This is a genomic window from Pisciglobus halotolerans, assembly GCF_900113675.1.
Classification (GTDB): Bacteria; Bacillota; Bacilli; order Lactobacillales; family Carnobacteriaceae; genus Pisciglobus; species Pisciglobus halotolerans.
In genome coordinates this window covers 1-11,156 of sequence record NZ_FOQE01000047.1, presented here as the reverse complement: position 1 = coordinate 11,156, position 11,156 = coordinate 1, and the positions used below count along the sequence as shown (strand labels likewise).

The window sequence follows — 11,156 nt, the reverse complement described above, 5'->3', positions numbered from 1 at the left end:
TTCATCACTTAACGGGTGAAGATGAAAAAGTAATTGTAAGCTGCCGTGAGGCAGTTTCACATGGTTTTAATTAAAAGTATGAATTATTCAGGTTTTATTTATTTTTTGTAAGCTTTCATGTTTATTTTTCTGATTATTACTGAATAAATTGATATAAATATCAATGTACTGTTTTTCTACTTCTGGAAAAGAAATACTAAATTTTTTTTCTAATATCTCTACTAAATCAATAGTTTTAGCCGAAACATTGTTAGAAAAACCATTAGCTTTATCAATATAAAATTGATGAGAAATTCGTGAAATAGCAATAGCGAGATGAATAGCTAGTGTTTGATATTCATAATCAGTAATTGTATATTGATTTTCGTTTATAAACTCTCCTAATACTTTAAATACAGTCTTAAATACTTTGTTATCTACAATTCCTGAAGCATCACTATCTAATTGTGCGTTTAATTCTAGATCACTCGTTGTAGATATGCCGGACCAATAATAACTTAGCACCTCGGACATTAATTTCCTTTTCTTTTCCTCATTCTCTTCAAGAATTAATCCATTTTGATCTGCAATAAGATGGACGTTTAGCTTTTTCAAATTTCTTTTAACTGATTTTAGTAATTTTTCAACAGTTGTTCGACTAACAAACATTTTTTCAGATAACTCTTGAATCGTAATGTATCCATTTATATTCAGCAATTGAGAATAAATAAAAGTTATCCGATCTTGTTCAGTATCATTTACATAATATCCAAGGGTTCGTATCTTTTTATTTAGTTTTTTTAAATCGCCTTCAATTTTTACTCCTACCCCCCTTTTAGTTGTAATTCGAACCATTAAGCCTTCCTTATCAAATACATCATTAATTAATTCAATGTACTTTGAAATTGTCTTATTAGATGCACCTGTAGATTGAGAAATTTCTGCTATGGTAGTAGTCTTTTCATCTAATAAAAAACTAATAATATCAACTTGAAGTTCTTCCAGTTTCATTATTTTTCTCCCCTTATGGATACGGCTATATTATCTCTCTATAAATATCTTTTGAATACAGAATAAATTACTGTAATTTAATGAAATAAAGTAGGCCAATTTAATTATTCTAAAATTATCTCCTTCCAATTTTAAAATAATATAGGAAATCCTTTTAGTCCTTTCTACATCATAACTCTTTTTCACCTTTCCATTTTCTTTCCATGCTCTATATAAATTTTAAGTTTTGTATTGCTCTGGTATTTCTAAAAACTTTCATTCAATTGAAAAAAATTACTTACTACACCCAAAATAGGAAGGGTTGACCGTTTCAGCAACTATTCCTTTCAATTAATACGCTCGTTAAGTTATCAAAAAACTTTAAATAAATCCGATACTTTATTAAAAAAGTAACTCCATCAAAAAAAAACGCAAACCTCAACAAAAATTGCTGTTGAGGTTTGCGTTTTTTAATAAAATTGTTTATACCATTTGTTCGTTGGTTATTGTTTTTGTTTCATCATTGACCAGCGCTTCAAATTCTTCTCTCACTTGAGGTACTGATAGTCCAACGATCACTTGGAAAGCTTTGCCTTTTCGTACAACGCCATGTGCTTTGCCTTTTAGGAAAGCTTCATCGCTTTTAACTTTTGTTTCATCTGCTACAGTGACGCGCAACCGAGTGGCACAATTGCTTACAGCCACTATGTTTTCAGATCCTCCAAGCGCTTCCAAAAAAACGCCTGCTTGATCCCGGTAAGCATTTCCTCCCGAGGAAACTTTATTTTTCTTATCTTTATAATCTTTCTTCGTATAGAGTTCTACTTCTTCTTCACTTTCCCCTCTTCCAGGTGTTTTAAAATCAAATTTAAGAATCAAGAATCTAAATACAAAGAAGTAGATTGCTGAAAAGGCAATACCCAGTATGACTAAGATCGTATAGGTCTGCCAATGATTGGCGCCCATTGGAATAACATTTTTAGCTATTAATTCAATGAGTCCACCCTGCATATCTCCTACAACACCAAAAATATACATCGTTGTTGCCATCGTAGCCGCTAATAAAGCATGGATCAAAAATAGTACAGGAGCAATGAACAAGAATGTATAATCAAAAGGTTCAGTAATACCAGCAAAAACGGATGTCAATACTCCTGGAATAATGAGAGCAAGAACTTTTTTCCGATTTTCTGGTTTAGCAGTTGAATAGAAAGCTAATGCAATACCTGGAATTCCAAACCAGTTAGAGATGCCTTGTAATGCAAATCCTCCCTCTGGAAACAACTGTTTAAGAGGAGCAGTTGAACTTGCAAATTCGCGAAGATGATCGATCCAATAAAGAGTTGTTCCACCTTCGACAACCGCAGGACCATACTGGAATGGAGTGTAGATAAAGTGATGTAGACCTGTTGGAAGCAATGCCTTTTCCAAAAAGATATACAAGAAGACACCAACATTACCTGAGTTGACCATTACGCTTTGTAAAGACAAAATACCTTGTTGGATGATTGGCCATATCCATGAAGTTAGAAAGGCAATAACAAACATCACGAAAAATCCGATAACCCCTACAAATGCTGAACCTTGAAAAATACCTAGAAAATCTGGCAACTTTTTATCAAAGAAACGATTGTGTAAATAAATAGCGATTGAAGCAATGACGATTGCACCTAAAACACCTGTATCCAGTGTTTTAACACCTGCAATCATTTTTAACCCACTTTGTCCACCGGCTTCGGCACTATAATCGATCCCAAAAGTACCGCCGAATGTTTCTAAAATAGCTGCTACAAAACTATTAAACGTCATATAAAGAACAAAAGATTCCATAGCTGCGCGCGCATGTGCGTTTTTTGCTAGCCCAATTGGGAGTCCTATGACAAATAGTACTTCCATGTTATTGAATACTGTCCAACCACCAGCTTCAATCACATTCCAAAGATTCGACCATAATGTTCCCTCACTAGCAATGCTGCCAACGATAGCAGGGTTTGTAAATACTGAAGCTAAAGCTACGACGATTCCAGAAAAAATAAAAAATATAACCGGACCAAACATTGCGCCACCAAAACGCTGTATTTTTGCCATCATTCGTTTTGTCTCCTTTGTTATCGTTTATTTTAATTCAGGCCAATATTTTTTATTCGCTTCGATCATTTCGTCCAATACTAATTTAGCTAATCGAGCTGAAGGCACCGTTTGATTTAAAGTAAAAGCTTGTAATGCTTTTTGATAAGAATGTTCAAAGTATGCATCTACTAATAGTTTCTCAGCCGCAACTTGAGCTTCCATCAACCCTTTGTGGAAATCACAAATATTTTCTCTTAAAGAAATCGGCTCTGCGCCTGTCGCCCCTACATAAGCAGGAACTTCAACAACAGCGTCCGGTCTCAAATTAGGAATGGCGCCATGATTCGGAACAATCAGCATAAACCGTTTATGTTCGTCATTCATGATGGAAGTCGCCATATCCACGATATACTGGCCATGCTCACCAAAGTTAAAGTTCAGTACATCTTCCGTTTTTCCTTGACGAATTTTTTCAGCCATTTCTTTCGTGTTCTTTTCTCTGCCTTCCATTACCATATTTGCTCTTGTATAGTTTTTATCTGAATCTTCGACAACCATATCAGAATAAAGATAATATTCTAAATAGTTATTAGGGATATTATTTGGAAAGCTTTTAGTGATAACAGACATCATATTAAAAGCATCTTGCCATGTTTTATCTCCTTCATTAAAATCAGCTACATGCATATTTTCAGTATTCAATTTTTCAATAATTTCAGGCATAACATCTCTTTCAAGAGATTTATCATAGATTTTTGTATACCAGCCAAAATGATTTAACCCATAATACTCTGCAATCCAGTTTTTCCGGTCATAACCATAGTTAAAAGCAATTGTTTCTTCAATGGAGATAGTCATGTCACAAGCATTCAACATTCTAGCTTTAGGATAAACTCTTCGAACTGCTTCTGAAATAATCGTTTCAGGGTTGGTATAATTCAAAATCCAAGCGTCTGGTGCATACTTTTGAACGAATCCAACGATTTCTAAAAGACCAGATATAGATCTTAAACCATAAGCAAATCCACCGAGACCACAAGTTTCTTGACCGACCAATCCATGTTTTAAAGGAATTTTTTCATCCTTTTCTCTCATCTTCATTCCACCAACACGAATTTGAGAAAAAATAAAATCACTATTTGTAAAAGCTTCGGCTGGATCTAAAGTAGCTATCAGTTTTACATCCGTTAACTTTTCTCGTTTTAACATATAATCTATGATTAAGAACATATCATTATTTCTAGCTTCATCGATATCATAAAGTCTAATTTCTTTGATTGGCAGCTTTTGTATATTATTTAAAATCGCTTGAATGATTCCTGGTGTATAGGTACTTCCTCCTCCAGCGATTGCAATATTCAACTGTTCTGTTTTCATTCCACTCAACCTTCCTTTATTTAATATACACATATTATAATTCTAGCTAACAAAGAAAGCGATACCAACTCTGGGTTTAGGGCTTCCGTTCAAAAAAACTAAATTTTTCCAAAACACGGAACTTTTTTCATCCTCTTTTACTAGTGATAAATAAATTATGCTATGATAGTTGTAGAAATTATAATTAGGAGGCCAAGAAATGAGTTTAGAAACCTTTATCAATGCTAATCGATCTAAACTAAGTGAAAATGATTTGGACATTCTTTCTTATATTTTAGCCAATAAAGAAAGCGTTACCCATACAGGAATCCATGATTTATCTCTTCAGTCTCATACATCAAAATCAACTATCGTTCGCTTGACCCAAAAACTTGGTTTCACTGGCTTTTCAGAATTTAAGTACTACTTAAAAAATGAGAAGAAGAAAGAAACCTTATCAGTAAAGAATAATCTTGCTTTACTGGAAAATGACATCAAAGAAACGATGTCTCTGATTTCTCAAACCAACATGCATCCTTTGTGCGAGGCTATTTCTTTAGCTAATCGAGTTTTCATTTATGGTACAGGGTGGGGCGAGAAAAAAGCTGCAGATGATTTTACCCGCAACTTTATGTCTTGCAATGTTTTTATTATCCCAATCCCTTCAGTTACTGAATTAAACTGGAATATCGATTCTTTTACGAAAGATGATTTAGTCATTTTTATCTCATTTAGCGGAGAAAATTTAGAATTAGAAGATAACATTACCAAACTAAAATTGCGTGGTGTCCCTTTCTGTTCTGTTACACCTTTAAGTCAGAATTATTTGTCTTCGCAATCAACCTACCAGCTATACTACCAATTTACCCACTTACAAATCGATAACGATCCAGCTAAAGAATTCAATTTCTTTATCACTTTAAACATTGTGATTGACTCACTGTTCCGTTTTTATCTGGATCATTATTTTTAATGGAACAAACACAAACTAAATATCTATATACAAAAAAACATTTCCAGCAAAAGCGACTTTATCTGCCTCTTTTACTAGAAATGTTTTTATTTAATATGAATTACTAAATCAATGCGATTTTGCTATGTCTTTCAAAGAAAATACTACTTTATTGCTTCCCATCCAAAGGAGCTGTAAAGATTAGGCTGTCCTAAGTGATGAAATTAAGTATAGCAAATACGTGTTGCAATATGATCATTACTGCTTAGCGTAACCATTCCCATGTCCTGGACTGTATTTGGCTGCTTCTTCTACGGTAATAAGACTAAAGTTCCCAGGATTTTTAACTTGACCGTATGTTTTACCACTAGAAACTTTCAGGTATTTGTGACCAGCTGGAGCTTGATGCCATCCTCCTGATACTGTAGTTGAAGAAGTTGAATCGTTGGATTTAGTAGAAGACGAGTTGTTGGACTTAGAAGAATTGTTATCTGATTGCTGAGATGCTCGTTTCTTTGCTTCTGCTTTCTCTTGGGCTGCTTTTTCTGCTTTTTTAGCGGCTTCCTGCTCTGCTCTCTTTTTCGCTTCTGCAGCTTCTTGTTCAGCCTTTTTCTTTGCTTCTGCGATTCTCTCGTTGCTCTTATCTGACAGATCATCATGCTTCGTCTGAAGAACACTATAGTTTTCTGCTAGATTTCCTGGTTCATAATCCTTTAGTTCTAATGAATTACTTAACGTTTGACTAACTTCCTGTAACGCTTCTTTCTCTTCAGTTGTCAAATCACCTTTTGAAAGTAAGGAACTTGCTGACTGAAGAAGTTCGTTTGCCTGTCCCTCATTTTCTTTAAAATCTTGTTCAGTTTCTTGTTGTTTCGTTTGCAAACCATCAATGAGTGCCTTAGAATCATTTATCCGGCTTTCGACCACTTCGACATCATCAGCGTCTTCAAAAAATTGAGCATTTTCTTTTTCATCATTTTCCAATGCTTCTTTATCGCTTGCTAGCACATATTGATTTTTTGACAGTTCCTCTGCTGATTGATGAAGTTCTTTCAATTCGTCGACCAACTGAATCAGCTGAGTTTGGTTATCGCCTATCTGAGTGGATAGTTCATCCATTTTAGAAGCTAACGTACGAATGGGCTGAACTTTTTCTGTAGAGTCCAAATTTGTTAGCTCATCTTTTAGACTTTCAATTTGCTGAGCATCTTTCGCAACAACGAATGGCTCTTCTCCCTTTTCTTCTAAAGATGAGAAGTCTTTCGTTAATTGAGCATGCTCAACTTTGGCTGCTTCAGCCTCTTTAACATCAAGACGCTCCTGAACTTCTAAAAACTGTTTCTCTTCCTCAGCAATCATTGCTCGCAATGACTGACGAGTTTCGCTTTCTTTAGCTTCGTTGAAGTGCTCTAATTCCTTTTCTAACAGTTTATAATCATCTGCTGAAATGAATTTAGAATCAAGTGCTGCTTGTATTTGTTTTTCCTGTTGGTCTTGCTGATCGTAAACTTCTTGATAAGATTCAGCATCAACAGCAGTAGCCATAATCCCTACAGTTGAGAACGAAAAAATAATTCCTAATAAAGTTCGTTTCAATTTCATTTTACTTTTATTCCCATCCCCTCTTTATCAAATTTCTATGCCAAATTCTGTTTGCAATTTTGAAGTAGCGCTAGATATTCTTTTAACGACAGTGCCTTACTTTCTTCGTTAAGATCATCAGTTTTTATAAATTCATAGTATTGTTTGATGTCTAACAGCGTTTTTTCAAAAGCTGGACTGACTTTATGATCTTTCGAACTTTTGAGCAATTCGTTAGACTCTTGTTCAAAAGAATGCGCCAATTGATAATCAATGAAGAAAGTGTTAATACGTGGCACATCTTCTTTGATTGCCACAAAGAACGAGACTTACAAGGAACAAAACTTATTAGTTCTGATACCCATAAAAGTTTAGTATCTATTACTCGCACGTCGTTTAACAACGAGATATCAAGTTCAATTTTTAATAAAAATTCCAGTACCATTTCTAATAAAAAAATAAAAAACAATAAAATCCCTTATAAGATTTTACACAGGATTATGGACGTGACTCTAAATAAATGCGACTTTTTATAAATTATGTTTTAGCTATTAACCAAGTCTCATTCTTTGTCACAATGATAATACTTCCCTATGCCCTTCTCTCAGCAAATCATTCACGGTCTTCACTGGATTAAAGGTACTCAACGGTACTTCCATGAACAGTGTATTCCAGTTGTGCATTGCGCCGTTCCACAATCCGGGGTGCTCCAGGGCTTTTATTTCTTTGCCTTGGTAGGTTTTCTCACTGATGAAATAGCGGTCTTCATTGGTATAATCTCGTAAGTCGAATTTCTCGTCTTTGTAATCTTTTACGAAACACACGATATCAACTGGATTAAAGTAACCTGAAGATTCAAAAATCGCTCGTTTTTCTTCATCTGCTAGATCAATTTCAGCTTTTTCACAAATCTGCAAGTCTAGATAGTCTCCATTGTCGACAACAAACGGTCCTCCGCCTGCTTCGCCGTTATTCCTAACCATTCCGCATACCCTTAAAGGTCGATTTAAAAATTCCAGCGCCTTGTCTTTTGTTAATGCGGTCTTCAAAGTGATATTCAAAATATCTTTAATGAACTGTTCGATATCTGCTAAATGATACTCATTAGATAAAATGTCTGCTATGTACGCATTAATTTGTTTTTGTACGTTTAATCCTACTGAAGCCAATGCTTTTTTCGACTCGATCGTATCTTCAACTTGGCTTCTATGACAGACATTATCAATGTTTTTGATGAAAATAATGTCCGCATCTAAATCATTTAGGTTCTCCAGCAAAGCGCCATGCCCGCCTGGACGATAAAACACCTCTCCATTATCCAAATAAAAAGGTTGATTGTTCATATCCACTGCCGGTGTATCTGTTTCTTTTTTCTGAAAAGAATAGGTAATATCGATGTGTTCTTTTCCTTGTAGAACTTGATCGACATACTGATTAAATAGTTCTTCATGTTCTTCTGCTATAGTAAAATGCATGTTGAAAGAATCTTGATTTAAATATTGCTCCCCTTCAAAGATGTGCTCATCAATCGGAGTAGTAGCACCATCATTGTATGTATGCATTTTGATCAAAGCTTTAGGCAAATGGCCATACGCTAATTTGCTTTTCACTACACAGTCGGCGATTTTCAAACGGCCTTCAGTTGTGTATTTATCTAGTTTATTTGTCTCTACAAACTCTTTGATATCTTCATAAAATGCAAAGTGTTCTAACTGATCAAAAAATTGATCAATAAATGCAGTTTCCTTCTCATCATCTAAAAATGTATATAAGTCTTTAAACATCCGTGTAGCTGCGCCACTTGCAGGTATAAACTTTACACATTTTTGTTCTACATATTCTTCAGTAATATCGTTACTCGTTGTCAGTTCTTTTTCCGTAACCGCCGAAACGATCTCCATATAATGCGTTCCATTACGGAATTTTTCAATAAATTCTTCCAAAACTATTCTCCTTTAAATCAACGTTCATGGTTTGTTCCTATTATTTTATACAGTACTTACTTATTTAATAAATAGAAAACATGCTAACATAAGTTATTATATGATAATCATATCCTTTTATTGGTGCGGTTACAATAACAATTTCTTCCATTAGCATTTTTCCATGAATAGAATGTTCACTTAATATTCAATTACAACCTCTTAACAATATTCCTTTCCAAATTAAAAAAACATTTCTAGCTAAAAGAGACTTTTATTGCCTCTTTCACTAAAAATGTTTTTAAATGAGATTCACTTTTTTGTACCGATCAAATATTTAAATAATGACGATTCACTTCTTTTACCTTTACTGCTTTGTTTTGGAAGCAAAAACGGTTATTTGAAATATGTATATCTTTCAATCAAACATTAGTATACCTTTAATTCAATGTCGTCTCCAGCTAAGTACATCTGTACCCAGTTTCGGTGAGCCGCCTCTCTTTCTTCAGCAGGCGTATTTTCTAGATAATCTACTAAACCTACACAAAACTGGTAACACTTTGTTGCTTCTTCTTCTGTTTGAAACTTATACGATAAAGCCAGTTCATCTCCTGACACATAGTGGAGAGCAATTTCTTTTGAATATAAAGCGATCATTACATAATCATATGACTTTGCTGCAATCATTTCGGTTTCCATGTCTTTTTCTCCTCAGTATGTTTTTGCTTCCGAGATTTATTTTACTACATAACTTGCGTTTTGTATACGCTTTCTTTAAGATAAATAACAAATATTTTCATTATTTATCAAATTTAAAGAGAATGCTAAACTCATTACAATTTCCTTCATTTTTTTGTGAAAAAAGAACGTAATATCAAAACAAATTTAAAATTTATTTAGTGCATAAACATCCTAGGCTGACGAAGTAAACAAATTGGCAATGAATGTTATAGAATACCCATTAGAAAGGCAATAAACCAGCCACTGGTATCTTTTGTTATCAAGGCTTTCCTTTTCGCTCTATTCCATGCACTCACTGGCTCTAAGTTTCGCACAAGCGGCTCAATCTGTCCGCAATACTCAAGAAGTTTAAAAAACTGAATTAAACTGATAATGAGCGTCATAGCTAGTGCGTTAGAAAAATAATAAATAAGCCAACTTTATTCTTTCTTATCAACGGCTTTCCTTTTCTCAATATGTTCTACATAGGTAAATTCAAACTGCATGCAGTGTTTATCAAGAAACTCTTGTATTTCTAATTTTCAAACCTAAAGCTATTACTTCTGACTATGAGTCTGCCTATTTAGATATACAAGTTTTTTTCTATGAGTGTTAAACGACTTCACAACGGGCGGTAATTTTGCTTGCAACAACTGAAATAGTATTCTGATTCAGTAGACTATTTTCTTGCTTTCCTAGTCTATTTCAATCACAGCACTTAACTAACCTGGGAAAGATTCACTTTTATTTTGCTATAAACACTATGCTGATTTCTTCTTTGTTATCTCAGTTACACACGGCTTCTTGCTTTTTATATTCATTATGGTGTTAAACAAAAATACTAATGAGAGCGCCAATAAAGCCGCTAACTACACTTGAAATAGTCCATAACGAAATTTTCCCAATTTTAGAATTGTTGAACCTATGCCAATAACCTAAAATGCTTGTACCGTATAGTTCTTTTTTTGGTGTCGCTCAATTGTAAAGTCAAATGCATAAATTTTTATAAAAACCTTGGCAGACAACGGATTTACTAAAAAGTCAGTGTTATCAAGGGATGGGACAAACTTCTGTCTTTAGTCTTGTGCCCATTCCATTTTTTAGCTTATTGTTGGTGCGTCTTTTAGTGTGTCTTGCAATAAGCGGTGTCAAGAGGAAGAGCAGAGCGGCTCTTGACACCGCTTGCGGCAAGACGCTATCCTTTCGGCGCAACAAGAAGCTCGTTAAGCTGCGACTATTCTATCTATTTCAGATGCTAAACATTCTTTTGGTGTAGCATAATCTAAGATTCGACGTGGACGTTCGTTGATTGCGTCTGTATAAAGCTGGAGCTCTTGATATCTTAAGTTTCTTAGTGAATGGCCTTTAGGAACAAATTCGCGAAGCAGACCGTTATGTCGTTCATTCGTCCCTTTTTCCCAGGAAGCGAAAGCATGAGCGAAGAAAACTTCTACAGAAGAGGTTTGTTCTTCGATCTGGGAGAGCAAGGCGAATTCAGAACCGTTATCAGTAGTCAGAGATTTAAACTGCTCGTTTCCTTGTTTTTCCATCAACTGAAGAGCAGCATTTTGGATGAGATCAGCACT

The 11,156-nt window shown here is 34.5% G+C and carries 10 protein-coding genes; 2 read left to right on the top strand and 8 right to left on the bottom strand.

Going from position 1 to position 11,156, the window contains the following annotated elements:
* Window positions 1–87: 87 nt before the first annotated feature.
* From BM057_RS10415 to BM057_RS10405, 3 genes are all read right to left on the bottom strand, one after another.
* Complete coding sequence (locus tag BM057_RS10415) at window positions 88–990, bottom strand: BglG family transcription antiterminator (protein WP_092093612.1); 903 nt, start codon at window positions 988–990, stop codon at window positions 88–90.
* A gap of 462 nt (window positions 991–1,452) precedes the next feature.
* The gene (locus tag BM057_RS10410; protein ID WP_092093609.1) at window positions 1,453–3,060 is read right to left on the bottom strand and encodes an alpha-glucoside-specific PTS transporter subunit IIBC; all 1,608 of its coding nucleotides are present in this window, start codon (window positions 3,058–3,060) and stop codon (window positions 1,453–1,455) included.
* A gap of 24 nt (window positions 3,061–3,084) precedes the next feature.
* A complete protein-coding gene (locus tag BM057_RS10405; RefSeq protein WP_092093607.1) occupies window positions 3,085–4,416 on the bottom strand; it encodes a family 4 glycosyl hydrolase in 1,332 nt (443 codons plus the stop codon).
* Between the two features lie 199 nt (window positions 4,417–4,615).
* Between BM057_RS10405 and BM057_RS10400 the strand changes: the two genes are divergently transcribed.
* Window positions 4,616–5,368 (top strand): MurR/RpiR family transcriptional regulator, encoded by a 753-nt coding sequence (locus BM057_RS10400; RefSeq protein ID WP_092093604.1) that lies wholly within the window; start codon window positions 4,616–4,618, stop codon window positions 5,366–5,368.
* A 237-nt stretch (window positions 5,369–5,605) separates the two neighbouring features.
* On the opposite strand, the gene BM057_RS10395 is transcribed toward BM057_RS10400, so the two are convergent.
* Both BM057_RS10395 and BM057_RS11740 read right to left on the bottom strand, forming a co-directional pair.
* A complete protein-coding gene (locus BM057_RS10395) occupies window positions 5,606–6,949 on the bottom strand; it encodes a coiled-coil domain-containing protein (RefSeq protein ID WP_092093602.1) in 1,344 nt (447 codons plus the stop codon).
* A 35-nt stretch (window positions 6,950–6,984) separates the two neighbouring features.
* Window positions 6,985–7,245, bottom strand: a complete 261-nt coding sequence (locus BM057_RS11740; RefSeq protein WP_092093599.1) for a hypothetical protein — start codon at window positions 7,243–7,245, stop codon at window positions 6,985–6,987.
* On the opposite strand from BM057_RS11740, the gene BM057_RS12155 reads away from it, so the two are divergent.
* Window positions 7,135–7,464 carry a transposase gene (locus tag BM057_RS12155; protein ID WP_143074512.1) on the top strand — a complete coding sequence of 110 codons (330 nt, stop codon included), beginning with the start codon at window positions 7,135–7,137 and terminating at the stop codon, window positions 7,462–7,464. The genes BM057_RS11740 and BM057_RS12155 overlap by 111 nt on opposite strands.
* Before the next feature lie 36 nt (window positions 7,465–7,500).
* Here the strand turns inward: BM057_RS12155 and BM057_RS10385 are convergent, their stop codons facing one another.
* The 3 genes from BM057_RS10385 to BM057_RS10375 form a co-directional block, all read right to left on the bottom strand.
* On the bottom strand, window positions 7,501–8,871 hold the full coding sequence (locus tag BM057_RS10385; RefSeq protein ID WP_092093595.1) for a DUF4301 family protein: 1,371 nt from the start codon (window positions 8,869–8,871) through the stop codon (window positions 7,501–7,503).
* Between the two features lie 408 nt (window positions 8,872–9,279).
* Complete coding sequence (locus BM057_RS10380; RefSeq protein ID WP_092093592.1) at window positions 9,280–9,549, bottom strand: hypothetical protein; 270 nt, start codon at window positions 9,547–9,549, stop codon at window positions 9,280–9,282.
* 1,244 nt (window positions 9,550–10,793) lie between these two features.
* The coding region (locus BM057_RS10375) for an IS30 family transposase (protein WP_143074511.1) at window positions 10,794–11,156 on the bottom strand (363 nt) is incomplete at its 5' end.

Excerpts from the sequence above, each read along its gene's own strand:
- BM057_RS10415 (WP_092093612.1), bottom strand. The coding sequence starts at position 990 with ATGAAACTGGAAGAACTTCAAGTTGATATTATTAGTTTTTTATTAGAT.
- BM057_RS10410 (WP_092093609.1), bottom strand. The coding sequence starts at position 3,060 with ATGATGGCAAAAATACAGCGTTTTGGTGGCGCAATGTTTGGTCCGGTT.
- BM057_RS10405 (WP_092093607.1), bottom strand. The coding sequence starts at position 4,416 with ATGAAAACAGAACAGTTGAATATTGCAATCGCTGGAGGAGGAAGTACC.
- BM057_RS10400 (WP_092093604.1), top strand. The coding sequence starts at position 4,616 with ATGAGTTTAGAAACCTTTATCAATGCTAATCGATCTAAACTAAGTGAA.
- BM057_RS10395 (WP_092093602.1), bottom strand. The coding sequence starts at position 6,949 with ATGAAATTGAAACGAACTTTATTAGGAATTATTTTTTCGTTCTCAACT.
- BM057_RS12155 (WP_143074512.1), top strand. The coding sequence starts at position 7,135 with ATGATCTTTCGAACTTTTGAGCAATTCGTTAGACTCTTGTTCAAAAGA.
- BM057_RS10380 (WP_092093592.1), bottom strand. The coding sequence starts at position 9,549 with ATGGAAACCGAAATGATTGCAGCAAAGTCATATGATTATGTAATGATC.